The organism is Cellulomonas shaoxiangyii (genome assembly GCF_004798685.1).
Lineage (GTDB): Bacteria > Actinomycetota > Actinomycetes > Actinomycetales > Cellulomonadaceae > Cellulomonas > Cellulomonas shaoxiangyii.
In genome coordinates this window covers 847,163-872,640 of sequence record NZ_CP039291.1, presented here as the reverse complement: position 1 = coordinate 872,640, position 25,478 = coordinate 847,163, and the positions used below count along the sequence as shown (strand labels likewise).

22 protein-coding genes are annotated in these 25,478 nt (G+C 76.0%); 8 read left to right on the top strand and 14 right to left on the bottom strand.

The window, feature by feature from the left end; genetic code table 11:
- Positions 1-62 precede the first annotated feature (62 nt).
- On the bottom strand, positions 63-1,397 hold the full coding sequence (locus E5225_RS03940; protein WP_135972934.1) for a glycoside hydrolase family 27 protein: 1,335 nt from the start codon (positions 1,395-1,397) through the stop codon (positions 63-65).
- A gap of 337 nt (positions 1,398-1,734) precedes the next feature.
- Here E5225_RS03940 and E5225_RS03935 point away from each other — a divergent pair, with 337 nt between their 5' ends.
- The 5 genes from E5225_RS03935 (at position 1,735) to E5225_RS03915 (ending at position 7,129) form a co-directional block, all read left to right on the top strand.
- Positions 1,735-3,084, top strand: coding sequence for an ABC transporter substrate-binding protein (locus tag E5225_RS03935; RefSeq protein WP_135972935.1), 1,350 nt, complete (start codon positions 1,735-1,737; stop codon positions 3,082-3,084).
- Between the two features lie 66 nt (positions 3,085-3,150).
- Positions 3,151-4,122, top strand: coding sequence for a carbohydrate ABC transporter permease (locus tag E5225_RS03930; protein WP_135972936.1), 972 nt, complete (start codon positions 3,151-3,153; stop codon positions 4,120-4,122).
- Positions 4,123-4,133: 11 nt separating this feature from the next.
- Positions 4,134-5,033, top strand: coding sequence for a carbohydrate ABC transporter permease (locus E5225_RS03925; RefSeq protein ID WP_135972937.1), 900 nt, complete (start codon positions 4,134-4,136; stop codon positions 5,031-5,033).
- 3 nt (positions 5,034-5,036) lie between these two features.
- A complete protein-coding gene (locus E5225_RS03920; protein ID WP_135972938.1) occupies positions 5,037-6,482 on the top strand; it encodes an arabinan endo-1,5-alpha-L-arabinosidase in 1,446 nt (481 codons plus the stop codon).
- Positions 6,479-7,129 (top strand): YesL family protein, encoded by a 651-nt coding sequence (locus tag E5225_RS03915; RefSeq protein ID WP_135972939.1) that lies wholly within the window; start codon positions 6,479-6,481, stop codon positions 7,127-7,129. Before E5225_RS03920 ends, E5225_RS03915 begins: the two co-directional genes overlap by 4 nt.
- Before the next feature lie 211 nt (positions 7,130-7,340).
- Here the strand turns inward: E5225_RS03915 and E5225_RS03910 are convergent, their stop codons facing one another.
- From E5225_RS03910 to E5225_RS03895, 4 genes are all read right to left on the bottom strand, one after another.
- Positions 7,341-8,375, bottom strand: coding sequence for a LacI family DNA-binding transcriptional regulator (locus E5225_RS03910; RefSeq protein ID WP_243738163.1), 1,035 nt, complete (start codon positions 8,373-8,375; stop codon positions 7,341-7,343).
- Between the two features lie 510 nt (positions 8,376-8,885).
- The gene (locus tag E5225_RS03905; protein ID WP_003792170.1) at positions 8,886-8,984 is read right to left on the bottom strand and encodes a 30S ribosomal protein bS22; all 99 of its coding nucleotides are present in this window, start codon (positions 8,982-8,984) and stop codon (positions 8,886-8,888) included.
- 201 nt (positions 8,985-9,185) lie between these two features.
- On the bottom strand, positions 9,186-9,422 hold the full coding sequence (locus E5225_RS03900) for a helix-turn-helix domain-containing protein (RefSeq protein ID WP_135972941.1): 237 nt from the start codon (positions 9,420-9,422) through the stop codon (positions 9,186-9,188).
- A 233-nt stretch (positions 9,423-9,655) separates the two neighbouring features.
- A complete protein-coding gene (locus E5225_RS03895) occupies positions 9,656-10,876 on the bottom strand; it encodes an acetoin utilization protein AcuC (RefSeq protein ID WP_135972942.1) in 1,221 nt (406 codons plus the stop codon).
- Positions 10,877-11,120: 244 nt separating this feature from the next.
- On the opposite strand from E5225_RS03895, the gene E5225_RS03890 reads away from it, so the two are divergent.
- From E5225_RS03890 to E5225_RS03880, 3 genes are read left to right on the top strand one after another with little or no spacing between them, the layout of a single operon-like run.
- Positions 11,121-12,494, top strand: a complete 1,374-nt coding sequence (locus tag E5225_RS03890; RefSeq protein WP_135972943.1) for a TrkH family potassium uptake protein — start codon at positions 11,121-11,123, stop codon at positions 12,492-12,494.
- A 4-nt stretch (positions 12,495-12,498) separates the two neighbouring features.
- A complete protein-coding gene (locus E5225_RS03885) occupies positions 12,499-13,194 on the top strand; it encodes a potassium channel family protein (protein ID WP_135972951.1) in 696 nt (231 codons plus the stop codon).
- 52 nt (positions 13,195-13,246) lie between these two features.
- A complete protein-coding gene (locus E5225_RS03880; protein WP_135972944.1) occupies positions 13,247-14,119 on the top strand; it encodes a PPK2 family polyphosphate kinase in 873 nt (290 codons plus the stop codon).
- A gap of 168 nt (positions 14,120-14,287) precedes the next feature.
- Here the strand turns inward: E5225_RS03880 and E5225_RS03875 are convergent, their stop codons facing one another.
- From E5225_RS03875 to E5225_RS03835, 9 genes are all read right to left on the bottom strand, one after another.
- A complete protein-coding gene (locus E5225_RS03875; protein WP_136225301.1) occupies positions 14,288-14,728 on the bottom strand; it encodes a hypothetical protein in 441 nt (146 codons plus the stop codon).
- An 83-nt stretch (positions 14,729-14,811) separates the two neighbouring features.
- Positions 14,812-15,987: a hypothetical protein gene (locus E5225_RS03870; RefSeq protein ID WP_135974101.1), complete on the bottom strand. Its 1,176-nt coding sequence runs from the start codon at positions 15,985-15,987 to the stop codon at positions 14,812-14,814.
- Between the two features lie 213 nt (positions 15,988-16,200).
- Positions 16,201-17,709, bottom strand: a complete 1,509-nt coding sequence (gene araA, locus E5225_RS03865; RefSeq protein ID WP_135974102.1) for an L-arabinose isomerase — start codon at positions 17,707-17,709, stop codon at positions 16,201-16,203.
- Positions 17,710-17,732: 23 nt separating this feature from the next.
- Positions 17,733-18,452 carry an L-ribulose-5-phosphate 4-epimerase gene (locus E5225_RS03860; protein ID WP_135974103.1) on the bottom strand — a complete coding sequence of 240 codons (720 nt, stop codon included), beginning with the start codon at positions 18,450-18,452 and terminating at the stop codon, positions 17,733-17,735.
- Between the two features lie 82 nt (positions 18,453-18,534).
- Positions 18,535-20,136, bottom strand: coding sequence for a xylulokinase (locus tag E5225_RS03855; RefSeq protein WP_135974104.1), 1,602 nt, complete (start codon positions 20,134-20,136; stop codon positions 18,535-18,537).
- Between the two features lie 124 nt (positions 20,137-20,260).
- Entirely contained in the window at positions 20,261-21,232 is a 972-nt protein-coding gene (locus E5225_RS03850) for a LacI family DNA-binding transcriptional regulator (RefSeq protein WP_135974105.1), read from the bottom strand.
- A 176-nt stretch (positions 21,233-21,408) separates the two neighbouring features.
- Entirely contained in the window at positions 21,409-22,245 is an 837-nt protein-coding gene (gene proC / locus E5225_RS03845) for a pyrroline-5-carboxylate reductase (protein ID WP_135974106.1), read from the bottom strand.
- A gap of 228 nt (positions 22,246-22,473) precedes the next feature.
- Entirely contained in the window at positions 22,474-23,397 is a 924-nt protein-coding gene (locus E5225_RS03840) for a hypothetical protein (RefSeq protein ID WP_135974107.1), read from the bottom strand.
- A 483-nt stretch (positions 23,398-23,880) separates the two neighbouring features.
- Positions 23,881-25,449 (bottom strand): DUF7059 domain-containing protein, encoded by a 1,569-nt coding sequence (locus tag E5225_RS03835; protein WP_135974108.1) that lies wholly within the window; start codon positions 25,447-25,449, stop codon positions 23,881-23,883.
- Positions 25,450-25,478 lie beyond the last annotated feature (29 nt).

The following is a 25,478-nucleotide window of genomic DNA, read 5'->3' as shown; positions in this document are numbered from 1 at the left end:
GCTCGCCCGCCCGGCGTCCGGGCGGTTCGGGGGTCCGGCGGCGGCGCGCCGGGAGGTCGCGCTCAGTCCTGCCGGTGCAGCTCCACCCAGCGCACGCCGTGCGCCGGCACCTCGAGCTCGAGGACGCCCCGCGGCTCGGCGGTGGTGCCGGCGGGGGCGGGCAGGTCGTCGCCGGCCCACAGGTCGCGCACCGACCACGGGCCGCGCGCGGCGTCGTCGTCGCCCAGCAGCGACGACAGCGGCAGCCGCTCGGTGCGGGGCCGGTCGCCGGTCCAGAAGACGGCGACGTAGCGGCCGTCCGTGCCGTCGCCGGCGCGCGCCGCCCACACGACGAGCTCGCCGGCGTCGGACCCGTCCCCGACCGGCTCGCGCAGCAGCTCCCGGCCGTCGACGCCCGTGCGCAGCACGTGGCCCACGGCGGGCGTCGTCAGCAGGGCGATCGTCGCCGGGTCCGAGGTCGGCAGGTCACCGCCCATCATGAGCGGCGAGCGGGCCATGACCCACAGCGTGAGCAGGGTGCGCTGCTCGTCGAGGGTCAGCCGGCTGCTGCGGTCCTCGCCGCGCTCGGCGCGGATGCCGATGCGCCCGAGCGGGAGCATGTCGGCGTCGGCCCAGCCCCCGGGCCGCTGGTGCGGCGCCCACCGCGCGAGGCGGGAGAAGTTCGCGTGCACGTCCTCCCACCGGTCCCACAGGTCGTCGCAGACGCGCCACATCTGGGCGTGCTCGCGCAGCAGCGGCAGGTGCTCGGTGGACAGCCGGGTGCCCGGCGAGAGGGACAGCACCATGTCGCGGCCGGACCGCGCGATCGCGGTGCTCCACGCGGCGACCGCGTCGGCGTGGAACGGCGCGAGCATGTCGTCGACCTTGACGAAGTCGACGCCCCACGACGCGAGCTGCGCGACGAGCCCGTCGAGCCAGGCCTGCGCACCGGGGTGCGTGTGGTCGAGCCCCACCATGTGCCCGTTCCACGCGCACGTCGAGGTCGGGTCCGCGACGTCGGCGGTCGTCCAGCCCTCGTCGCCCGGGACGGGCAGCGCGGCGGCGACGGCGCGGCGCGGCACCCCCCGCAGCACGTGCACCCCGAACCGCAGGCCGAGCGCGTGCACCTCGGCGGCGAGTGCCGTGAAGCCGCGGCCGTCCGTGGCGGACGGGAAGCGCCCGGGGGCGGGCTGGGGGTAGCCGTGCGCGTCGAGCACGAGCGCCGCGTCCTCGACGTAGCCGTGCGGGCGCGCGTCCGGGTCGGACCAGTCGATGTCGACCACGACGGTGTCCCAGCCGTGCGGCGCCATGTGCTCGGCGAGGAACCGCGCGTTCGCGAGGACCTCCGCCTCGGTCACGGTCGTGCCGTAGCAGTCCCAGCTGTTCCACCCCATGGGTGGGGTGTGCGCCAACGCCATCGTCGGGCTCCTCGCATCAGATCTACATCGTTGTAGGCCCAGCCTGCACGAGCGCCGCCGACTCGTCAACGCCGGCCGCCGCGGGCGGCGGCACCCCGGTGCCGCCGCGGGGCCACGCGCGCCGCCGTTATCCGATCGTGGCTTGACCGACCGGAGTCGACGTGGCACCTTGTGCAACGTTGTAGATCAACGTTGTAGGACGACGTTGGCAAGCACAGGAGAGGTCAACGACGACCAGCAGGAGCGGACGGGCGGCGCGCTGCGCGCCACCCCCGGGGAAGCCCCCGGCCGCCCCGACCGGCGTGACCTGACCGACCCACGACAGGGAGGCAGGCAGATGAAGAAGAGCAGGCTGGCCGTCGGCATGGCGTGCACGGCGCTCGTCGGGGCGTTCTCGCTCACCGCGTGCAGCGGCGACGGCGGGAGCGGCGGCGACAGCGGGTCGCTGACGTTCATGTTCCGCGGCGGACCGGACGAGAAGGCGGCCTACCAGGAGGCCATCGACAAGTTCACCGAGGACACGGGCGTCGACGTGGAGGTCATCGTCACCGACGCCGACCAGTACGCGACGAAGCTCCAGGCGGCCGTCGCGGGCAACAACGTCCCCGACGTGTTCTACATCGAGCAGGCGAACCTGCAGTCCTACGTCGCCTCGGGCGTCCTCATGGACATCACCGACCAGGTCGACGAGCTCGGGGTCGACCTGGACAACATCTGGGAGTACGGCGTCGACTCCTACCGCTTCGACGGCGAGCTGCAGGGCACGCCCGAGGGCCGGCTGTACGGCCTGCCCAAGGACGTCGGCCCCTTCGCGTTCGGGTACAACAAGACGATGTTCGAGGCCGCGGGCATCCCGCTGCCCGACCCCGACGTCCCGCTCACGTGGGAGCAGTACGTCGACATCTGCACGCAGCTGACGAAGGACACCGACGGCGACGGCGCGATCGACCAGTGGGGCACCGGCCCCAACGTCACCTGGAACCTGCAGTCGCTGGTCTGGAGCAACGGCGGGGACTTCGTCAACGAGGACCGCACCGAGGTCACCGTCGACACCCCCGAGTTCGCCGAGGCCCTCCAGGAGTTCGCCGACCTGACCACCGTCGACGGCGTCACGCCGTCGGCCGGCGACGCCGCCACGCTGGACACGTACCAGCGCTGGATGGCCGGCGAGATCGGCTTCTTCCCGGTCGGCCCGTGGGACGTCAGCGTCTACAACGAGCTCGACTTCGACTACGACCTCCTCCCCTGGCCGACCCTCGGCGACGGCGGCGCCGGCGCGTGGATCGGGTCGCTCGGCATCGGCGTGTCCGGCACCACGGACATGCCCGACGAGGCGGTCGAGCTCGTCACCTACCTGTCCGCGGACGAGCAGGCCCAGCAGACGCTGGTCGACGCGAACATCCAGGTGCCGAACCTCATCGACATGGCCGAGGAGTGGGCCGCCGCGCCCGACGCCGAGCCGGCCAACCGCAAGGAGTTCCTCGACATCGTGCAGGACTACGGCCGCGCGATGCCGGCCGCGTTCACGTACGGCGCCGCCTGGTACGACGAGCTGTGGACGAACATCCAGCCGGTCCTCGACGGCGAGCAGACCGCCGCCGACTACCTCGCCGAGGTCCAGCCGCGCATGCAGGCGCTGCTCGACGAGTCCAACGCCAACGCCGAGCAGGCGTTCGCCGGCAGCTGACCGACCGGGCCCGGCCGCCGCCCCTCCGGCGGCGGCCGGGCCCGCCTTCGCACGAGAGGACCCCCGATGTCGCGATCCGCGGCCCCCGAGGCACTGCCGGCCACGCCCGGCGTGGAGCCGTCGGACGCCCGTCCACCGATGCGCACGGCCCGTGAGCGCCGGCAGCTGCACCGCACCGAGCACCGGTGGGCCATGGCGTTCGTCGCCCCGCCGGTGATCGGGTTCCTGCTGTTCACGCTGTACCCGGTGCTGTTCGCCGGGTACGCGTCGCTGACGAACTGGAACGGCCTCGGGCCGATGCGGTTCATCGGCATCGACAACTACACGCGGCTGCTCGGCGACGAGTACTTCCGCCAGTCGCTGTTCAACACGTTCTTCTACATGATCGGCATCCCGATCGGCCTGGCGCTCGCCCTGCTGCTCGCGATCGCGCTCAACCGGCGCATCCCGGGCCGCACCGCGTTCCGCACCATCTACTACGTCCCGGTGATCTCGTCGCTGGCCGCCATCGCGATCGTGTGGCAGTTCGCCTACAACGGCGACTTCGGCCTCGTGAACCAGGTCCTCGCGTGGTTCGGGATCGACGGCCCGAACTGGCTCCAGGACACCGCGACCGTCAAGCCCGCGATCATCCTCATGATGGTCTGGAAGGGCCTGGGGTACTCGATGCTGCTGTACCTGGCGGCGATCCAGTCCGTGCCGGCCTCGTTGCACGAGGCCGCGGCGCTCGACGGCGCCGGGTGGTGGCAGCGGCTGCGGCACATCACGCTGCCGATGGTCCGCCCCGTGACGTTCTTCCTCGTCGTCACGAACATCATCGGCGGCGCCCAGCTGTTCACGGAGATCAACATCATGACGCCCGCGGGCGGGCCCGAGTTCAGCTCCGCGTCGGTGGTCTGGTACATCTGGCGCCAGGCCTTCCGCTACCAGCAGATGGGGTACGCGACGGCCATGGCGATCGTGCTGGGCGTCCTCGTCCTCGTCATCACCCTGATCCAGTTCCGCCTCAACCGGCGCAACAGCTTCAGCATCGACTGAGGGGCACCGCCATGACCACCATCCCCACCCTGCCCCGACGCACGGGCACCGGCGCCGCCATGTCCGGCAGCGGCGCGAACCGCGAGAGCCGCGTCGTCAACGCCGTGCTCCTCGTCGTGCTCTCGCTGTTCGCGATCATGATGCTCGCGCCCCTGCTGTGGATGTTCACCACCGCGGTGAAGACCAAGCCCGAGGTGTTCGCGCTGCCGCCCGTGCTGTGGCCCGGCGACCCGCAGTGGGACACGTTCGCGCGCATGTGGACCGAGGCGCCGATCCTGTCCGGCTTCAAGAACTCGATCATCGTGGCCGGCACCGTGACCGTGATCGGCTCGGTGACGTCCGCGCTCGCGGCGTTCGCACTGGCGAAGATGCGGCTCCCGGGCAAGAACGTCATCTTCCTCGGGCTGCTGTCCGGGATGATGATCCCCTACCCCACGATCATGATCCCGCAGTTCGTCATGTTCTCGCGGCTGCACTGGGTCGACACCCTGCTGCCCCTGATCGTGCCGCTGCTGTTCGGCAACATCATCATGATCTTCTTCATCCGCCAGTACCTCGAGTCCGTCCCGGACTCGCTCGTCGAGGCGGCGAAGATCGACGGCGCGTCGTACCTGACGGTCTTCGGCCGGATGATCGTGCCGATGATCCGGCCCGCCATCGCGGCGCAGTTCATCCTGTGGTTCATGGCGGTGTGGAACGACTACCTGTCGCCGATCCTCTACCTGAACTCGCCGCAGAAGCAGACGCTGCAGGTCGTCATCGCCAACCTCAACGTCGAGTACGCCACGCAGCGCGACTACCCGCTCATCATGGCGGCCTCGTTCGTGGCGCTGCTGCCCATCCTCATCGTGTTCCTCGTGTTCCAGCGGCAGATCATCGAGTCGGTCGCGCTCACCGGCACCAAGGGCTGACGGATGACCGCGACGGGGCCGGCCGTCGACCCGGACCTCGACCCCGGGCCCGAGCCGGGCCCGGTGCCCGACACGGCCGCGTGGGGCGGCGAGCACGCGCACGACCCGACCGCGGTGCGGGACGACGACGGCGTCTACTGGCTGTTCTCGACCGACGCGTCGAGCACCGGCAGCGTGCGCGGCGGCGTGCAGGTGCGCCGCTCCACCGACCTCGTGCACTGGGACTTCCACGGCTGGGCGCTGCCCGGCGTGCCCGCCGCGGCGGCCGCCTGGACCGGCGCGGCCGGGCTGTGGGCGCCCGAGGTCGTGCGCGTCGCCGGCGGGTGGCGGATGTACTGGTCCGCCTCGACGTTCGGGTCGCGCCGGTCCGCCATCGGCCTCGCCGTCGCGCCGCACCCCGCGGGCCCGTGGGAGGACCGCGGGCTCGTCGTCACGAGCGACGCCGTGCCCGCGGGCGCCGAGGGGTCGCCGCACGGCGACGGCCCGCCCAACGCGATCGACGCGGCCGTGGCCGTGGACGGCGACCGGCACTGGCTCGTCTACGGGTCGTTCTTCGGCGGGCTGCACGCCCTCGAGCTCGACCCGGCGACGGGCCTCGCGCTCGATGCGCCCGCACCCGGCGCACCGAGCCCGGGCCCCGGCGTGCTGCTCGCCCGGCGCCCGGCCGCCGCGGAGGGCGCGGTCGAGGGCGCCTACGTGCTCCCCCGCCCCGGCGGCGGGTGGGCGCTGCTCGCGTCGTGGGACTCCCTGTTCTCGACCTACCACGTGCGCACCGCCGTCGCCGGCGCCGTCACCGGCCCCTACCGCGACCGCCGGGGGCGCGACCTGCGGGACACCACGGCCGACGCCGGCACGGTCGTGCTCGCCGGGCACCGCCTCACCGGCGGCCCGGGCCTGCGCGCACCGGGCCACGCGTCCGTGCTGACCGAGCCGCCCCGGGCGGACGCACCCGGCCGCCAGCTGCTGGTGCACCACGTGCGCGATGCCGACGACCCCGCGCGGCACCGCGTCCAGGTGCGGCGCCTGGTGTGGACGCACGACGGCTGGCCGCTCGTCAGCCCGCAGCCCTGGGCCGGCCCCGCGCACGAGGACGACGACGTGGACCGCTGGCCCGCCGACGCCGGCGTCCTCACCGGCACGTGGGAGACGCTCGAGCCCGGCACCCACCCGGGCGGCGTCGAGGCGGGCCGGCTGCGCACGCTCGACCTGCACGACGTCCGTGCCCTCGGGTCCGGGCGCTTCACGTGGCGGTGGTCCGACGGCGCGCACGCGTCCGCGGTCGTCCTGCCCGCGTGGGACGCCGTCCGCGCGCGCGCCACGCTCGCGCTCGTCGCGCTCGACGACCGCGGGCGCGTCACGACGGGCACCCGCGTGGACGGCGGCGCGCCCGCCGACGCGATCCGGTCCACGGCCGACGGCACGGCCGTCGACGCCGGCGGTGCCCCGTGACGTACGCCGGGGCACCGGTGCGCACCACGGCCGACGAGCCCGTCGGCTGGGCCGGCCGCGTCATGACCGTGCTGCGCGCGGTCGCGCACGTGGTGGCCGCGCAGCTGCTCCTCGTCCTCGGCACGCTCGCCGGCGGCGTCGTGCTCGGGCTGTTCCCGTCGCTCCACGCGGCGGGGGCGCTCCTCGCCCGCGTCGCCGACGGCGCCCCGTCCGAGCACGTCTGGCGGGACTTCTGGGCCGCCTGGCGCGGCGCCCTGCGCCGGCTCAACGTCCTGGGGGCGCCGTTGTGGGCCGTCGCGGTCCTGCTCTGGCTCGACGGCGTCGCCCTGGGCGTCCTCACCGGACCGGTCCGCGCGGCCGCCGGGCTGGGCCTCGCGCTCGCCGGCGCCTGGACCGTCGTGGTCCTCGCGCACCTCGCGCCGGTCACGCGCCGCTACGACGACTCCCCCGCCCGCACGTGGCGGTTCCTGCTGCTCGCACCGGCCGTGAGCCCCGGCACGTCCGTCGCCGTGCTCGCCGCCGTCGCGGTGTGGGCGCTGACGTGCGCCGTGGTGCCCGCTCTGCTGCCCCTCGCGGGCGTGGCCGCACCCCTGCTCGCCACGGGGTGGCTGGTCGACGTGCGGCTGCGGCGCATCGACGCGCGCTGAGGCGCCGCCCCGGCCCGCAGGCGTGCCCACGGGACCGCGTCCCCCCGGGCGCCGGTTCCGCCGGCCCTACCCCGCGGGCGTCGGCTCCGCCGGCCCTATCCCGCGGGCGTCGGCTCCGCCGGCCCTATCCCGCGGGCGTCGGCTCCGCCGGCCCTATCCCGCGGGCGCCGGCTCCGCCGGCCCTACCCCGCGGGCGCCGGCTCCGCCGGCCCTATCCCGCGGGCGTCGGCTCCGCCGGCGCCTGGTCCCCGAGCGTCGACTCGCGCGCCACCACCGAGAAGTCCGCGACCACCTGCTGGTAGGGGCGGTCCGCCCCCGGCTCGTCGATGCGCGCCAGCAGCAGGTCGACCGCCGTCCGGGCGATCTGCTCGCGGCCGGGGTGCACGGTCGAGAGCGTCGGCGAGGAGTATGCCGTCTCGTCGATGTCGTCGAAGCCCATGACGGCGATCTGGCCCGGCACGTCGACGCGGCGCGCGTGCAGGACGTGCAGCGCCCCGAGGGCGAGCGCGTCGTTGAGGCCGAACACGGCGTCGATCCCCAGGTCGGCGTCGAGCAGGCGGGCCATGGTCTCCGCACCGGTCGCCCGGTGCCACAGGCCGGCCTCGCCGACGAGCGCCGGGTCGAACGGCACGCCGTTCGCCTCGAGCGCCTCCCGGTACCCCTGCAGCCGCAGCGCCGCCGAGCCCACGGTCTCCCCCGCGTGGGCGCCGATGACGGCGATCCGCCGGCGGCCGAGGTCGAGCAGGTGCTGCGTCGCGGCGCGCGCCGCCTCGACGTTGCTCATCGTCACGTGGTCGGCCGGACCGCCGAAGATCCGCTCGCCGAGCAGGACCATGGGGTAGTCCACCGCGGCGAGCCGGTCCACGTCGTCGGGGCCGAGCGCCAGCGGCGAGTAGATCAGCCCGTCGGTGAACATCCGCCGCTGCCCGGCGAGCACCTCGAGCTCGCGCTCGCGCACGGACCCGGTCTGCTCGATCAGCACGGTGACCCCGCGCGCCTCGGCCGCCCGGATGACCGAGTCGGCGAGCTCCGCGAAGTACGGCAGCGACAGCTCCGGCACCGCGAGGCCGATGAGGCCCGTGCGCCCGCGGCGCAGGTTCCGCGCCGAGACGTTGACGTGGTAGCCGAGCTCGGCGATCGCGGACTCGACCTTCTCGCGCGTCGTCGCGCGGATGTACGGGTAGCCGTTGACGACGTTCGACACCGTCTTGATCGAGACGCCCGCCCGCGCGGCGACGTCGTGCATCGTCACCGTGCCGGTCCGTCGACCGTTCATCCCGCCCGCCCTCGCCCTCGTCGTCGGCCCCGCGGCCGCGGCACCCCGTGGCACCTGCCCGGCGGGGACGTGCCCTGCCCGGACCGCGTCCGCCGCCGTGGTGTCCGCCTCCCGGGCGTCGACCCCCGCCCGGACGGGCGCCGGGCGAGCCGGCCCCGCACCCGCCCCTGCGGGCGGCACGGCCCCGGCACCCGGCCGGGCCGCCGTGCCCCCGCTCACCGTGCGGCCCTCCCGCCCCGGGCACAGCGTGGCAGAGAGGCGGGCGTCGTGTCCCGCGTCCGCGCAGCGTGGGCGCGCGGCCGGACCGGGACGGGAGCGTCCGGCAGGGACGGGTGGGGCGAGGACGACGGCGACGTCATCGAGGGCCTCCTTCGACCCACCGAGAGTACATCGATGTAGAAGGCGCGCGGACGCAGACGCACGTCGGGCCCGGTCGATGACCGGGCCCGGGGTGCGCTGCGTTGCGCGGGTGCGCTCAGCTCACTTCTTGTTGCGGCGCTGGTGACGCGTCTTGCGGAGCAGCTTGCGGTGCTTCTTCTTCGCCATGCGCTTGCGGCGCTTCTTGATGACGGAGCCCATGGAGGTCCTCACTCGTGTCCGGTCACGGCCCGTGAGGACCGCGAAGGTGGTCGGCCGACGCGCGCGGCGATGCGGATCCGAGACGACCGACCGGTCCACGCACGCAGAAGTCCGGGGGCCCACCTTACGGGATCGGGCAGCGACCCCGCGAACCGGCCGTCCCCGGCCCGCCGCGGACGCGGTGCGCGCCCGCGCCGCCGGTCAGGACGAGCGGCGGTGCTCCTCGGCCGCACCCGGGTCCACCGTCGCGGACGAGCGCAGGTAGGCGTCCAGGGCGTCCTGCGGGACGCGGAACGAGCGGCCCACGCGCACGGCCGGCAGCTCGCCCGAGTGCACCAGGCGGTAGACCGTCATCCGCGACACGCGCATGAGGTCCGCGACCTCGTTGACCGTGAGGAACCGGACCCGGTCCTGGGGATCGCGTCGCGGCTCGTCCATGGTCCGGCCCTCCCGATGGCCGGTGAAGCACCGGCGGCGTGCCACCCACCGGTGGGGTGCTCGTCCTCCACAGTAGTGGCGCGTGTGACAGGTGGGGAAGCCGGGACGGCGCCTCCGCACCGCGGTCACCCGGACGGGTCTGGGACCAAGGACGCGCCGGGGGCGGAACGGGCACGCAACCGGCACGCGCTGCCGGCGGCGAGTTCGGCGCGGCCCGGTGGGCCCGCGCTGCGTCAGTCGAGCTCGGGGTCGAGCCCGAGCGACGGGAACACCGCCGCGCGCGTCGCCCGGACCGCCCGGTCGACGTCGTCGGCGGGGTCGTAGCCCGCCGACCACGGCCGCGCCTCCACCACCGCACCGTCCGTCATCACCGGCACGGCCGTGCGCCCGTAGCGCTGCCGCACGGCGTCGAGCCACGCGTCCGGCACCGGCGTCGCCGGCGCGACCGGCCGGTGCGTCGCGATCCCGATGAGGTGCGCCCACGCGCGCGGCACGACGTCGAGGACCGCGTAGCCCCCGCCGCCCAGCGCGAGCCAGCGCCCGTCGCAGAGCTCGTGCGCGAGGACGTGCAGGCGCTCCGCCGCGAGCCGCTGCGCGTCGACGCTCACGCGCAGGGACGCCAGCGGGTCCATGCGATGGGTGTCGCACCCGTGCTGCGTCACGAGCACCTGCGGCTCGAACGCCCGCAGCACCGCCGGGACCACCGCGTCGAACGCGCGCAGCCAGCCGGCGTCGCCCGTGCGCGACGGCAGCGCCACGTTGACGGCCGTCCCGTCCGCGCCGGGACCACCGGTCTCGCGCGGGTGCCCGGTGCCGGGGAAGAGCGCCGCACCCGTCTCGTGCAGCGACACGGTCATCACCCGCGGGTCGTCCCAGAAGACGGCCTGGACCCCGTCGCCGTGGTGCGCGTCGATGTCGACGTAGGCGACGCGGGACACGCCCGCGGCGAGCAGCGCGCGGATCGCGACGGCCGCGTCGTTGTAGACGCAGAACCCCGACGCCGCGCCCGGCATGGCGTGGTGCAGCCCGCCGCCCACGTTGACCGCGTGCGGGGCCTGCCCCGCCCAGATCGCCAGCGCCGCGTCGACCGAGCCGGCGACCACGCGCGCCGCGGCCTCGTGCATCTGCGGGAAGAGCGGGTCGTCGCGCGTGCCCAGGCCCCGGTCGGGGTCCGCCACGCCGCGCTCGGCGGCGGCGTGCACCGCCGCGACGTACGCGGGGTCGTGCACGGTGGCGAGCAGCGCGTCGCTCGCGGGCTGGGCGTCGACGACCTCGACGCCCGGCTCGTCGAGGAGGCCCAGGCCGGCGGCGAGCGCGATGGTGAGGTCGATCCGGTCGGACGTCATGGGGTGCCCGACGCCGAAGTCGTACCCGAGCATCTCGGTCGACCAGACCACCCGCACGGGGGCGGCGGCCGCACCCGGGGTGGCCGCGTCCGTGGCCGTCGCCGTCATGGGCACACCGTCCCACCGCCCCGCGGGCCGTGTCGACCGGACGGCCCCGGCCGGGCGCCGGACGGGTGGCGGGCGCACGGACGGGCCCCGGGGCGGGGCGGGGTCCGCGTCGCGGCGCACGGGTGTGGGCGGGGCGTGCCAGCATGGGCCCTTGTCCGGCGCGAGCCGGGCCGCCGTCCGGACCCGACCACCGCCGTCGGTGGTCCCGGCGGCGGGTCACGGTCGGCGCACGGCGGGAGGCGGCATGGCGGCAGGACCGGGCCTGCTGTGGCATGTCCGCGAGTACGTCGACCGCGCCGCGCGCCAGGGCCCCGCGCGGCTCGCGCTGACGGTGTTCGCGCTGGTCATCGCCCTGGTCACGGCGCTGCTCTCCGCGCCCTGGGCCACCGCGCACGGGCAGCGCGCCCCGTTCGTCGACGCGCTCTTCACCGCGACCTCCGCGACGACCGTCACCGGCCTCGTCACCGTCCCGACCGGCGAGTACTGGTCGATCTGGGGGCTCGTGGTCATCCTCGTCGCCATCAAGATCGGCGGGCTGGGCGTCATGACGCTCGCCTCCCTGCTCGGCATGGCGGTCTCGCGGCGCATCGGCCTCACGCAGCGCCTGCTGGTGTCGTCGGAGACGAAGGTCACGCGGCTGGGCGAGGTCGGGTCGCTGGTCCGCACCGTCATCGTGACGTCGACCGCCCTCGAGGTCGCCATCGCGCTGATCCTCTTCCCGCGCCTGCTGCAGCACGAGGGCGACCCCGGCCAGGCCGCGTGGCACGCCGTGTTCTACGCCATCTCCGCGTTCAACAACGCCGGCTTCGTGCCCACGCCGGAGGGGCTCGCACCGTTCGTCTCGGACTGGTGGATGCTGCTGCCGATCATCATCGGCGTCTTCATCGGCTCCCTGGGCTTCCCCGTGATCCTCAACGTCGCCAACCACCTGCGCGACCCGCGCCGGTGGAACCTGCACACCAAGCTGACCGTCACGACGAGCCTCGCCCTGGTGGTGTTCGGCTCGGTCGTCGTCGCCGCGTTCGAGTGGACGAACCCCGGCACGTTCAAGCCCCTCGACTGGGGCGGGACGCTGCTGGCGTCGCTGTTCGCCGGCGTCATGCCACGCTCGGGCGGGTTCTCGACGGTCGACGTGGGCGAGCTGCACGAGGGCACGTGGCTGCTGCTCGACGCCCTCATGTTCGTCGGGGGCGGGTCCGCCGGCACCGCGGGCGGCATCAAGGTGACGACGCTCGCCGTCATGCTGCTCGCGATCGTCGCCGAGGGCCGCGGCGACCGGGACGTCGAGGCGTTCGGCCGGCGCATCTCCCGCGACACGCTGCAGGTGGCGATCGCGGTGGCGTTCGTCTCCGCCAGCTTCGTGCTGGTCGCGGCGCTCCTGCTGCTCGCCATGACGGGACTCACGCTCGACGTCATCCTGTTCGAGGTCATCTCGGCGTTCGCCACGTGCGGGCTGTCCACCGGCATCACCCCCGACCTGCCCGACCCGGCGAAGTACGTGCTCGCCGTGCTCATGTTCATCGGCCGGACCGGCACGATCACGCTCGCCGCGGCGCTCGCGCTGCGCAACCGTCGTCGCGTCGTCCGCTACCCGGAAGAGAGGCCGATCATTGGCTGACAGCCTGCGTGCCGGCGGCGGCGAGCCGCGCAACGCCCCCCGGACCCCGAAGAAGGGCTCGGGCATCCTCGTCATCGGCCTCGGCCGCTTCGGGTCGTCGATCGCCGCGACGCTCGACCGACTCGGCCAGGACGTGCTCGCGGTCGAGCAGAAGCCCGAGCTCGTCGCGCAGTGGGCCGGCCGCGTCCCGCTCGTCGAGGCGGACGCCACCAACCCCGAGGCGCTCGAGCAGCTCGGCGCGCGCGAGTTCCCCGTCGCCGTCGTCGGCGTCGGGTCCTACCTCGAGGCGTCCGTGCTCATCACCGGCAACCTGGTCGACATCGGTGTCCCGCAGATCTGGGCCAAGGCCGTCTCGGGCGAGCACGCGCGCATCCTGCAGCGGATCGGCGCGCACCACGTCGTGCTGCCCGAGGCGGACGCGGGCGCCCGGGTCGCGCACCTCGTGTCCGGCAAGATGCTCGACTACATCGAGGTCGAGGACGGGTTCACGGTCGTGAAGATGCGCCCGCCGAAGGAGACGCAGGGGTTCACGCTCGCGCAGTCGAAGATCCGCGAGCGGTACGGCGTGACCGTGATCGGCGTGAAGAGCCCGGGCGTGGAGTTCATCTACGCGACGCCCGAGACGCGCATCTCGTCGAACGACCTCATCATCGTGGGCGGGCACGCCGACCTGCTCGAGCGGTTCTCGGCGCGCCCCTGACGGGGACCGGCCCGCACCCACGGGCCGGGTAGGCGACACACCGGAGGCGGACATGGCGGCAGCGGGCACGGGGACGACCGGGCCGTGGGAGGCGCCCGTGCGCACGCTGCTGCGCGCGCGGCCGGGCGACTCCCCCGCCGACGTCGACGCCCGCGCGACCCCGGGGTTCGGCGGGCGCAAGGCCGACGCGAAGCCGGCGCTCGCCGCCGCGGGCGAGGAGCTCTCGGAGCTGCAGGAGCGCCTGTTCGCGCACGGACGCACGGGCGGCGACCGGTCCGTCCTGCTCGTGCTGCAGGGGCTGGACACCGCCGGCAAGGGCGGCATCGTCCGCCACGTGCTCGGCATGGTGGACCCGCAGGGCGTCGCGCTGCGCGCCTTCGGCGTGCCGACGCCGCAGGAACGGGCGCAGCACTTCCTCACGCGCGTCCGCGCCGCCCTGCCCGCCCCGGGGCGCATCGGCGTCTTCGACCGCTCGCACTACGAGGACGTGCTCGTGCCGCGCGTCCAGGGCCGGCTCACCCCGGCCGAGGTCGACTCCCGGTACGCCGACGTGACGGCGTTCGAGACCGAGGTCGCCGCCGCCGGCACGACCGTCGTCAAGGTGCTCCTGTGGGTGTCCCGCGACGAGCAGCACGCGCGCCTGCGCGAACGCCTCACCCGGCCCGAGAAGCACTGGAAGTACGACCCGCAGGACGTCGACGCGCGCCTGCAGCGCGCCGCCTACGAGGAGGCGTACACCGACCTGCTCGCGCGCACGTCCACCGACGCCGCGCCCTGGTACGTCGTCCCCGCGGACCGCAAGTGGTACGCGCGCCTGGCCGTGAGCGCACTGCTGCTCGAGGCGCTCGCGGACCTGCACCTGGGCTGGCCGGAGCCGGCCTACGACGTGGCGGCCGAGCTCGCCCGCCTGGACGCGAGCGCGTGAGCGGGGGCGCTCGGTCCCCGGCGGGCCCCCCGGGCCGCCGAGGGCCCGCAGCGCGTCGCCCCCGGGCCGGTAGCCCATCTGCTCGTCCGTCGGCGCCGCGCCGAGCGACCGGTAGGACGCGGTGGACGGGGCGGGCCGGTCGAGCCCACCGCCCCGCCGCGCCGGTCCTCACGAGGCGTCGCTCGCACGCCGCTGCTGCGGCACGACCAGGCCGTACGACGCGTGCCGGCCCTCCTGCCGCAGGGCCAGGGCCGCCACCGCGTGCCGGCCGTCGTGCGCCGGGGCCAGGGCCGCCGGGTGCCGGCCGTCCCGCTCCCGGGCCGGGGCCGCCGCCGGGTGCCGGCCGTCCCCCTTCCGGGCCCGGGCCGCCACCGCGTGCCGGCCGTCCCGCGGCGGGGCCGGTGTCGAGGCGGCGTGCCGCCCGGGGTCGCGGGACGCCCTGCCACGCAGCCACGCACCGCCCGTCACCAGCAGGAGCGCCGCGGGCAGGAGCCACGGCGCGGCCGCCGGCGTGCCGGCCGCCGCGGCGGCCGTCGTGCAGGCACCGGCGACCACGAGGCCGCCGCTCATGAGCGCGACGTGCAGCGCTCGACGGACGTAGGTGTGCATCTCGAGAGCTCCTCTGCCGAAGGACCGGAGCGCCCACGGGGGCGCGTGGGGGGCGTGCGTCGCGCGCGGCGACGCCGGTCCGGTCAGGCAGGGGTGTGGGGGATCTCCAGGACGAGCCCCGCGGGGGACGCGAGGTCGAGCGGGGCCGGCGTCACGACGGCCCGCAGCGCGGCGGGGGCGACCGTGGTCGGGAGGGCGGCGTCGGCGCCGGTGCGCGGGGTGCCCGGGCCGGAGCCGGACGCGGTCGCGGCACCGGCGGGGAGACCGGCGGGTGCGTGCTCGGTGCCACCGTCGGGCGGGGTCGGGTCGCCGGGCGCGTGCGCGGCGGCGGGCTGCCCGGCCGCGGACGGTGCGGCGGGTACCGCACGGTCGCGGGCGGCCGGGCCGGGCACGCGGTGGTCCGTCGTGGCGGCGGTGAGGCGGCGGGGCGTCCCGGTGCCCGCCGGCCCGGCCAGGGGACCCGGGGGTACCGCGTCGGCGGGCGAGGTGCCCACGGCAGGCTCGGGCGTGCCCGGAGCGTGGGCGTCGGGGGCGTGGAGGTCGGGGGCGTGGAGGTCGGGCGCCCGGCCGCCCGGCGCCGCCGGAGCGGGCCTGGCAGCGCCCGGGTCCGGCCCCGGCGGGAGCGCGCCGAGGACCGGCGGGACGCCCGGCAGCGCACCGACGACGGGGGCCGGCACGCCGACCACCGGGGCCAGCGGCTCGAGCACCGGCGCGACGCCGTCGAGCACGGGCTGCACGGGGGCGACGACGGCGCCGACCGCGTCGCCGACGAGGCCGGCGACGGGGTCGGTCACGGGCGCGACGGCCGCGGCGACGGGTGCGACCGCGGCGTCGGTGACGGGCTGCACGGCGGCCACGACGGGGTCGAGGACGTCGACGACGACGGGCGCCAGGGGCTCGACGACCGCGGTGACCGGCGCGGCGACGACGGCGGCCGGCGGCGCCACGACCTGCGCGACGGGGGCGGCCACGGGCTCCACGACGGGCGCCAGCGCCTGGGTGACGGGGGCCACGACGCGGGTCGCGAGGGGGTCCACGACCCGCTCGACGACCTCGCCGACGGGGTCCAGCACCGCACCCACCGGCGCGGTCACGCCGCCGACCAGCACGCCGAGCGCGTCACTGGCCGCGCCGGCCGGCCGGGGCGACGCGTGGGCGTCGTACGGGCCGCCGACGACCGCTCCGAGGAGGACGAACAGCACGGCGGCAGCGGCGGTCAGCACCGCGCGGACCAGCCAGGTCCCCACGCGTCGCGCCATCCGGTGCACGTCCATGTGCAGACGACCCCCCGAGGTCGTGCGTCGGGCGTCGTCGTCGGCGCCCGCTGGAGCCGACCGTAGGAGCCACGGGCGCGGCACCGCAACCGCAAGGGGACGCGGCGTGCTCCGTACGGGTGACCGCCCGACGCACGGCGCGGCCCGCCTCGCCGAGCGAGACGGGCCGCGTCCGGGCAGGTCAGGCGGGCAGCGGGGTCAGAACCCCTGCGCCAGCCGGTAGTACGCCTGGTTCGCACGCACCTCGGCGGCGAACCCGCGCCGCGTCGTGGACTCGTCGATCACCAGCAGCTCGGTCCGCGTCATCTCGGCGAACATCTCCCACGCCTCGATGCCCACGGCGGTGTCGAGCACGGTGTGGTGCGCGCCGCCGGCCGTGAGCCAGCACTCCGCCGAGGTGGCGAAGTCCGGGCGCGGCTCCCACACGGCCCGCGCGACCGGCAGGTGCGGCAGCGGCGCGCTCGGCGCCACCACGTCCACGACGTTCGCCGTCAGGCGGAACCGGTCGCGCATGTCGGCGAGCGACACGACGACCCCCGTGCCGGAGTCCGCGTCGAAGACCATCCGGACCGGGTCCTCCTTGCCGCCGATGCCCAGCGGGTGGATCTCCACCCGCGGCTGCTGCGTCGTCAGGCTCGGGCAGATCTCCAGCATGTGCGCACCGAGGATGCGCTCGGCGCCCGGGGTCAGGTCGTAGGTGTAGTCCTCCATGAGGGACGCCCCGCCGGGCAGCCCCTCGCCCATGACCTTCGCGGCGCGCACGAGCACGGCCGTCTTCCAGTCGCCCTCGGCACCGAAGCCGTAGCCCTTGGCCATGAGGCGCTGCACCGCGAGCCCCGGGAGCTGGCGCAGGTCGCCCAGGTCCTCGAAGTTCGTCGTGAACGCCGTCGCCCCGCGCTCGGTCAGGAAGCGCTCGATCGCGAGCTCCTGGCGCGCCGCGTAGCGCAGCGACTCGTGCCGGTCCCCGTCGCGGCGCAGCTCGGGGACGACGTCGTACAGCTCCTCGTACTCCGCGACGAGCGCGTCGACGTCCGTGTCCGCGACGGCCTCGACCGCCGCGACCAGGTCGTTGACGCCCCACGTGTTCACCGAGACGCCGAACCGCAGCTCCGCCTCGGTCTTGTCGCCCTCGGTGACCGCGACGTAGCGCATGTTGTCGCCGAACCGGACCAGCCGGAGCTCCTGCACGGCGCGGCGGGCGGCGGCGGCGCGCACCCACGTGCCCACGCGCCGCGTCACGGCGGGGTTCGACACGTGACCGGCGACGGTCGTGCGCGGCACGCCCAGGCGCGTCGCGACGTACGCGTACTCGCGGTCGCCGTGCGCGGCCTGGTTGAGGTTCATGAAGTCGAAGTCGATCGTGTCCCACGGCAGCTCGACGTTCGCCTGCGTGTGCAGGTGCAGCAGCGGCTTGCGCAGCTGGTCCAGGCCCGTGATCCACATCTTCGCCGGGCTGAACGTGTGCATCCACGTGACGACGCCGAGGACGCGGTCGTCCGCGTTCGCGTCGAGCATCGCGCGGCGGATCGCGTCGGCGTCCTTGAGCACGGGCTTCCACACGATGCGCACCGGCACGTCGGCCGACGCGTCGAGCTGCTCGGCGACCTGCTGCGACTGCTCCGCGACCTGGCGGAGGGTCTCCTCGCCGTACAGGTCCTGCGAGCCGGTGAGGAACCAGACCTCGCGGTCGGCGTAGGGCTTGCTCATGTCATTCCTCCGGGTGGCCGGCGTCAGCGCTGGCCGTAGACGTTCTGGTAGCGGGCGTAGAGGGAGTCGACGTGCTCGGCCGCGATCGGCAGCGGCTCGCCGAGCTGCCGGCTGATGTGCACGGTGCGCGCGACCTCCTCCACCATGACGGCGGCCTTGACGGCGGCCTTCGCGTCGCGGCCGATCGTGAAGGGTCCGTGGTTGCGCATGAGCACCGCGGGGCTGCGCGAGTCCCGCAGCGTCTCGACGATGCCGCGGCCGATGGAGTCGTCGCCGATGAGCGCGAACGGGCCGACCGGGATGTCACCGCCGAACTCGTCGGCCATCATCGTGAGCACGCACGGGACCGGCTCGGCCCGCGCCGCCCACGCCGTCGCGTACGTCGAGTGCGTGTGCACGACGCCGCCGACGTGCGGCATGTGGCGGTAGACGTACGCGTGCGCGGCGGTGTCCGACGACGGTGCGCGCGTGCCCTCGACGAGCGTGCCGTCGAGGTCGCACACCACCATCGCCGCCGGGCTCAGCTCGTCGTACGTCACGCCCGACGGCTTGATGACGAGCAGGTCGCGCTCGCCCGGGCCGGCGTCGGGGTCGACGACGACGCGCTCGGAGACGTTCCCGGCGGTCCACACGACCAGCCCCCAGCGGGGCAGCTCGGCGTGCAGCGCGCTCACGCGCTCCCGTGCGCGGGCGACGGCGTCCCGCACCGCGTCCGGGTAGGCGTCCAGGGTCGTGGCGGTCATCGTGCTCCTCCTCCGCGCGCCGCGCGGGCGCGCACGTCGTGGCTCGTCGGCGCGTACGTCGCGGCGCCTGCCTCCGGGCGGCTCACAGCGCCTCGACGGCCGCGCGCTCGACGGCGAGGCCGGCCCGGTAGCGCTCGAGGAACGCGCGGAAGCCGGCGACGTCGTCGGCGTCCGGCGCGACCTCGTCGAGGTCCGCCCCGGCGAGCACGTGCTCGCGGAGCCACGTCGCGAGGTCCTGGTGCGGTGCCGCCTCGAGGTAGGCCGCGAGCAGCGCGATGCCCCAGGCGCCGCCCTCGCCCGCCGTCCGCCCCACCGCGACCGGCACGTCCAGCGCCGCCGCGAGCAGGCGCTGCGCGACGCCCGCGGTGCGGAACAGCCCGCCGTGGGCGAACAGCGTGTCGACGCGGACGCCCTCGTCGGCGAGCACCTGCATGCCGAGGCTCAGCGTGCCGAACGCGCCGTACACCTGCGTGCGCGCGAAGTTCGCGAGCGTGAGCCGGCTGCCGGGCGTGCGCACGACGAGCGGGCGGCCCTCGGCCAGCCCGGTCACCGGCTCCCCCGCGAGGTAGTTGTAGGCCAGCAGCCCGCCGCCGTCCGCGTCGCCGTCGAGCGCCGAGCGCAGCAGGGCACCGAAGACCGCGTCCGGGTCGACGTCGTGCCCGAGGGCCCCGACCAGCTCGCCGAACACCTGCGCCCACGCGCCGAGCTCGCTCGCGCCGTTGTTGCAGTGCACCATCGCGACCGGGTCGCCGGCCGGCGTCGTCACGAGGTCGATCTCGGTGTGCACGCGCGTGAGGGCGTCCTCGAGCACGACCATCGCGAAGATGCTCGTGCCCACGCTGACGTTGCCCGTGCGCGGCGCGACGGACGCGGTCGCGACCATGCCCGTGCCGGCGTCGCCCTCGGGCGGGCACAGCGGTGCCCCCGCGCGCAGCGTGCCGCTCGGGTCGAGCAGCGCCGCGCCCGCGTCGGTGAGGCGCCCCGCCTCCTGCCCGGCCGGCAGCACCTCGGGGAGCAGGTCCGCCACGCGCAGCCCCGGGGCGCGGTCGGCCACGAGCTCGTCGAGCTGCGCGAGCATCCGCGCGTCGTAGCCGCGCGTGGCGGCGTCGATCGGGAAGACGCCGGACGCGTCGCCGACGCCCAGGACGTGCCGGCCGGTGAGGGCGCGGTGCACGTAGCCCGCCAGCGTCGTGATGCTCGCGATCCGCGGGACGTGGGGCTCCTCGTCCAGCACCGCCTGGTAGAGGTGCGCGACCGACCAGCGCAGCGGCACGTTGTGCCCGAAGCGCTCGGTGAGCTCGGTGGCGGCACGCTCGGTCGTCGTGTTGCGCCACGTCCGGAACGGGACGAGCAGCTCGCCGTCGGCGTCGAACGCGAGGTAGCCGTGCATCATCGCGGAGACGCCGAGCGCGCCCACGGTCTCGAGCCGGGTGCCGTAGCGGGTCTCGACGTCCGCGAGCAGCTCGGCGACGCACGCCTGCAGGCCGGCCCAGACCGCCTCGAGGGAGTAGGTCCACAGCCCGTCGACGTAGTCGTTCTCCCACGCGTGCCCGCCCGCGGCGAGCGGCGTGCCGTCCGGGCCGACGAGGCAGGCCTTGATGCGCGTCGAGCCGAGCTCGATGCCGAGGGAGGTGCGGCCGGCCGCGATGGCGGCGGCGGCGTCGGGCGGGGCGTCGACGGCCATGTCGGTCACCGTTCCTTGCGCGGACGTGGGGCACCGTGCGAGGTGCCGCCGCGACGGCAGGGCGCCGTCACCGGTCTCATGTTAGCGCTCACACGGGCGGGGCGAAACACGCGCGCCGCCGCCGTCACGGCGCGCTTCCACGCACCACCAGCTCCGGGGCGATCAGCTCGCGACCCGGCGGGGCGCCGTCGAGCGCCGCCACGAGAGCCGCGACGGCGCGCTCGCCGAGCTCGTCGAACCCCTGCCGGACCGTCGTCAACGGCGGTGCCGCGAACGCCGACCCCGGCTCGTCGTCGAACCCCACGACCGCCACGTCGTCCGGCACGCGCACGCCCGCCCCGCGGAACGCGTGCAGCAGCCCCAGGGCCAGCTGGTCGTTCGCCGCGAACACCGCGTCCGGCAGGCCCTCGGCGACCAGCCGCAGCCCGACCTCGTACCCGTCCGCCGCCGACCACCCCGCGTGCACGGGCGGCGGCACCGGCACCCCAGCCGCCGTCAGCGCCGCGTGCCACCCCCGCAGCCGGTCCTGCGCGTCGAACCACTCCCGCGGCCCGGCGACGTGCAGCACGGTCCGCCGTCCCGACGCCAGCAGGTGCCGCGTCGCGACCTCCCCGCCGGCGGCCTGGTCGACCGACACGCTGCGCCCCGCGTCGACCTCCGGCGCCGACGAGATCACGACCACGGGCACGGGCGCACGCACCGACCCCACGGCCGCGAGCGTGTCCGTGCGCGGCGCCACCACCACCACCCCGTCGACGCCCTGCGCGAGGAAGTGCTCGACCGCCGGCACCACCTCGTCGGGCCCGAACGAGCGCAGCGTCGCCACCGAGACGTACCGGCCCGCGTCGCGTGCCGCCCGCTCGAGCGCGACCAACGTGCTCGTCGGGCCGAACAGCGCCGAGCCCGGCGTGATCACCCCGATCGAGCCCGTGCGCCGCGTGACCAGCGCACGGGCCGCCAGGTTCCGCCGGTAGCCGAGGGCCGCGATCGCGTCGAGCACGCGCGCCCGCGTCTCCGGGCGGACGCTCGGGTGGTCGTTGAGGACCCGGGACACCGTCTGGTGCGACACGCCCGCGACCACGGCGACGTCGCTCATGGCGGGCGGCCGGCCCGCTGCGGACGGCGCCGGCGACGGACCCGGCCCGGGCGGGACCTCAGCCCGGCCCGGGGTGGGCGGCGCCGGCGACGGACCCTGCCCGGGCCGGGCCTCAGCCCGGCTCGCGGTGGACGCCCCCGGTGGCGTCGTGGACGGCGGGCCGTCGCCGGTCACGGTCAGCCCGCGTCCGGGCGGCCGAGCTCGCGGGAACGCTCCGCCGCGGCCCGCACGGCGGCGACCACTCCCGCGCGGACCGCGTGCGCGTCGAGCGCCGCGACGCCCGCGACGGTCGTCCCGCCCGGCGACGACACGCGCTCGCGCAGCACGGCGGGGTGCTCCCCCGTCTGCGCGACCATCGCGGCGGACCCCTCGACGGTCGCGACGGCCAGGCGCGTCGCGAGGTCGCGCGTCAGGCCCAGCAGCACGCCGGCCTCGGCCAGCGCGTCGACCAGGTAGAAGACGTAGGCCGGCCCCGACCCCGAGAGCGCCGTGACGGCGTCCATGTCCTTCTCCGCGACCCGCACGACCAGACCGGTGGCGGCGAGCATCCGCTCGACGAGCGCGAGGTGCTCCTCGCGCGCCGCCGCGCCGGGCGCGATCGCGCTCGCACCGTGGCCGATCAGCGCGGGCGTGTTCGGCATGACCCGGACCACCGGCGTGCCGGCGGGCAGGGCGTCCTCGTACGCGCGCAGCGCGACCCCGGCGGCGACGCTGACGACGAGCGCACCGGTGCCCAGCACGGCCGTCAGCTCGGCGAGCACCGCGGGCACCACACCGGGCTTCACGGCCAGCAGCACGACGTCGGCGCCGGCGACCGCCTCGGCGTTCGAGGACGCCGCCGTCACGCCGTGCGCGTCGGCGAGCTCGCCGACCTTCGCGGTGTCCTGGTCCGCGACCGACACCCGGTCACCGGGCCAGCCCGCCTCGCGCAGCCCCGCCACGAGCGTGCCGCCCATGACCCCTGCCCCGAGCACCGCCACCCGGGGCGTGCGCCCGGTGTCCTGCGTGGTCATCGCACCCTCCGTGGCATCACCGTCGGCGCTCCGCCGCGCCGCGGGCGGCCCCTCGACACTCGAGGACCGACTCCGGGAGCCTACCGACGCCCCACCCGCCGCCCGTCCCTCCCCACCGCTCTCTCCCCACCCGGCCCCTCCCCACCCCCCACCCCCGCGAACCCGGACTTCCTCAGCACCGGGCGGCAGTCGTGCTGAGGAAGTCCGGGGTGGCGGCCCGATCGGGCGTCAGAGGGTCAGGTAGTCGCGGACCGCCGCCGGGATGACACCGCCCCGTGCCACGTCCCTGGCGGTGAAGCGCAGGACGTCGGCCGTGCCGGTCGCCACGACCGCGTTCTGCCGTACCCGGTCCGCGAAGAGCGCCGTCGGGTCGGTGTGCGGCCCGATGCCGTCGATCTCGACAACCAGCAGCCGCCCGTCGCACCGCCACCAGCCCAGGTCACCGCGGGCGACGATGCGTCCGCGCAGGTCGCGCACCGCGACCTGCAGCTCGTGCGGCGGGATGCCGGCGTCCGCGCACTGCAGCCGCGCCCACGTCTCGAGGGGCGACTGCGCACGCCCGTCGGCGAGCCGCAGCCACGGCCGTGCCGCCGCAGCGCCGCGCCGTCCGCGCACCAGTGCGTCGACCGGATCGAGCCCTCCGGGCAGCAGGCCGCGCTGCAGCGCCGAGTCGAGGACCGCGACGGCGTGCGCCCGGTCGAGCTCGCAGACGGCCTGCGCCAGTGCCCACGGGGCCGCGGCGACGCGGGCAGACCCCACCCGGACCACGGGCATGCCGTGGTCGAACGAGCGCACCACCACCCCGCCCCGTGGCCGCCGGTGGCTCGCGCCCGGGAGGGCCACCTCCGGGCGGATGTCTCCCGGCAGCCCCTCCACGCCCAGCAGCGCGAGGGCGCACGGGCCGACGGCCACAGCACGGGGGCCGACCGCGAGCAGGCCGAGCCATGCGGCACGTCGGCGCCGGGCGGCGGGGTCGGCACGCGAGGCCGCGACGGAGACGATCGACGGCGCGAGGTCGAGAACCGCGCGCTGTACCGGCGTGGCCCGGCCGCTGCGGGCCAGCGCCCGGCGACGTTCCGCGCCCACGCCGGCCGCCTCGCACTGCGCCGCCGAGACCAGTCCCTCCTGCCGGAGCGCCGTGGCGACGAGCACGGGCGGGAGAGGGCGGCGACCAGGCACCGCTCCAGGACACCGCGCGTACCCCGGGCCGCGTCCCGCCGGCGCCACACCGGTGGAGGCCGCCACGGGTCCTCCGGGCTTGGGTCGGCTCGACGCTCCGGAGTCATCCGTCGGCCGGCATGCGACGTCGCGACCCCGGACGTGGTGGGCACCGAACGGCCGAGGCGCTGACCAACTCGGGGTTCGCCGGGCCCCTCGGTGCGATGGGAGGACCGCCGCGTGGTCTGCCACCGCCGACGTGATCATCCGCCGCCCACCCGCCGACCCGGTCCACCGCCCACCGCCGAACCGGTCCGCCGAACCCGGACTTGGTGGGCACCGCGAGCCCTGAGTGCTGAGGAACTCCGGGTTCGACGGCGGGTGACGGGGGAGGACGGGGTGCGATGAGGCGAATGGGCGGGACGAGGGGGCGGCGGGGGCCGGGGAGGGGGCAGGGGGGCGGCGGTGGGAGGAGGGTCAGGGGGTCGGGAGGTGGAGGAGGCCGTCGGCGACCAGGCCGCGGGCGGCCGGGAGGACGTCGGCCGCCACCGCGTCGGCCGGCACGTCGAGCAGGGAGCCGAGCGCGGCGATGATCTGCCCGGCGGTGAGCTCGCCGTCGCACGCGCCGACGAACGCCGCGAGGGCGGTGCCGGCGCGCACGGTGACGCCGAAGCCGCCGCCCTGGCGCAGCAGCACGACGTTCGGGTCGACCGCGCCGGGCTCGAGGTACCGCTCCTCGGTGACGTCGCCGGCGACGCAGAGCCGCAGGCCGGCGAGGTCCTCGTCGTCGAGCCGAACGAGCGCGTCGTGGGCCTCCAGCCCCGCGGCCAGCACCGGGCCGAGCGGCTGACGCACGGGCCCCGTGCGGTCCTCGAGCCGGCGCAGCGTCGGCGCCCCGGTGACGGGCCGGCGCAGCGTGACGATCCCGAACGCGACGCTCTCGACGTCCCGCGACGCGAGGTCGTCGAGCCAGGCGCCGTACAGGTCGCGCCACGCGGCGCCGTCCGCCGGCGTGGTGCCGCCGTCGCGGATCCACGTCTCGGCGTACTCGGCGGGGTCCTGCTCGTCGCGGCGGACGACCCACGCGTCGAGCCCGGCGGCGTCGAGCCACGCGCCGATGCGCTCGTCCCAGCGCTCGCCGCGGCGGACCTCCCAGTTGGCGAGCAGCTGCGCCACGCCGCCGGGAGCGAGCACGTCGCCGACGCCGGTGACGAGGTCGCGCACGAGGTCGTCGCCGGAGCGCCCGCCGTCGCGGTAGTCGTACGCCGGCACGTCCGGGCGGCGCGGGGTGATGACGAACGGCGGGTTGCTGACGACGAGGTCGAACTGCTCACCGGCGACGGGTTCGAGCATCGACCCCTGCCGCAGCTCGACCCGGTCCGGGCCGAGGCCCGCGAGCGCGGTCGTGAAACGCGCGAACGCCAGGGCACGCCTCGACAGGTCCGTGGCGACGACGTGCTCGGCGTGCCGGCCCGCGTGCAGCGCCTGCACCCCGCACCCCGTGCCGACGTCGAGCACGCGTCCGCGCGGGCCGCGCACCGTGGCCTGGGCGAGCGTGACCGACGCCCCGCCCACGCCGAGCACGTGGTCGGTGCGCAGGGCGCGCCCGGTCGCGAGCTCACCGAGGTCGGAGACGACCCACCACGCCGCCTCGCCCGCGCCGTCGACGGCGGCGTACGGGCGCAGGTCGACGACGGCACGCACGGCGTCGTCCGCGCCGGTGCCGGCGGTCGTCACCAGGCCCAGCCGCCGGGCGCCGTCGACGCCCACGCGGGGCAGGGCCGCGGCGAGCGCGCGGCCGGGCACGGCGGCGCCGAGCACGAAGGCACGCACGAGCGTCGCGACGGGGTCGTCGTGGTCGGCGGTCGCGCGCAGGGCGGGGACCGCCTCGCCGCGGTGCAGCGCACCGGTGGCGACGGGTCCCAGCAGCGTGTCGACGCCGTCGACGGTGTACCCGGCGGAGTCGAGGTCGGCGCGCAGGGCGGCCACGAGGGCGTCGTCGACGACAGGGGCGTCCGGGGTGCTCTGCTCGTTCACGCCCGCCATCGTCGCAGGCGCGGGCGACCGGTCCCGCC

Bases quoted from the DNA above. Each gene is read 5' to 3' on its own strand.
- E5225_RS03940 (WP_135972934.1), bottom strand. From the start codon at position 1,397: ATGGCGTTGGCGCACACCCCACCCATGGGGTGGAACAGCTGGGACTGC.
- E5225_RS03935 (WP_135972935.1), top strand. From the start codon at position 1,735: ATGAAGAAGAGCAGGCTGGCCGTCGGCATGGCGTGCACGGCGCTCGTC.
- E5225_RS03930 (WP_135972936.1), top strand. From the start codon at position 3,151: ATGTCGCGATCCGCGGCCCCCGAGGCACTGCCGGCCACGCCCGGCGTG.
- E5225_RS03925 (WP_135972937.1), top strand. From the start codon at position 4,134: ATGACCACCATCCCCACCCTGCCCCGACGCACGGGCACCGGCGCCGCC.
- E5225_RS03920 (WP_135972938.1), top strand. From the start codon at position 5,037: ATGACCGCGACGGGGCCGGCCGTCGACCCGGACCTCGACCCCGGGCCC.
- E5225_RS03910 (WP_243738163.1), bottom strand. From the start codon at position 8,375: ATGCACGACGTCGCCGCGCGGGCGGGCGTCTCGATCAAGACGGTGTCG.
- E5225_RS03905 (WP_003792170.1), bottom strand. From the start codon at position 8,984: ATGGGCTCCGTCATCAAGAAGCGCCGCAAGCGCATGGCGAAGAAGAAG.
- E5225_RS03900 (WP_135972941.1), bottom strand. From the start codon at position 9,422: ATGGACGAGCCGCGACGCGATCCCCAGGACCGGGTCCGGTTCCTCACG.
- E5225_RS03895 (WP_135972942.1), bottom strand. From the start codon at position 10,876: ATGACGGCGACGGCCACGGACGCGGCCACCCCGGGTGCGGCCGCCGCC.
- E5225_RS03890 (WP_135972943.1), top strand. From the start codon at position 11,121: ATGGCGGCAGGACCGGGCCTGCTGTGGCATGTCCGCGAGTACGTCGAC.
- E5225_RS03880 (WP_135972944.1), top strand. From the start codon at position 13,247: ATGGCGGCAGCGGGCACGGGGACGACCGGGCCGTGGGAGGCGCCCGTG.
- E5225_RS03875 (WP_136225301.1), bottom strand. From the start codon at position 14,728: ATGCACACCTACGTCCGTCGAGCGCTGCACGTCGCGCTCATGAGCGGC.
- E5225_RS03870 (WP_135974101.1), bottom strand. From the start codon at position 15,987: ATGGCGCGACGCGTGGGGACCTGGCTGGTCCGCGCGGTGCTGACCGCC.
- araA (WP_135974102.1), bottom strand. From the start codon at position 17,709: ATGAGCAAGCCCTACGCCGACCGCGAGGTCTGGTTCCTCACCGGCTCG.
- E5225_RS03860 (WP_135974103.1), bottom strand. From the start codon at position 18,452: ATGACCGCCACGACCCTGGACGCCTACCCGGACGCGGTGCGGGACGCC.
- E5225_RS03855 (WP_135974104.1), bottom strand. From the start codon at position 20,136: ATGGCCGTCGACGCCCCGCCCGACGCCGCCGCCGCCATCGCGGCCGGC.
- E5225_RS03850 (WP_135974105.1), bottom strand. From the start codon at position 21,232: ATGAGCGACGTCGCCGTGGTCGCGGGCGTGTCGCACCAGACGGTGTCC.
- proC (WP_135974106.1), bottom strand. From the start codon at position 22,245: ATGACCACGCAGGACACCGGGCGCACGCCCCGGGTGGCGGTGCTCGGG.
- E5225_RS03835 (WP_135974108.1), bottom strand. From the start codon at position 25,449: ATGGCGGGCGTGAACGAGCAGAGCACCCCGGACGCCCCTGTCGTCGAC.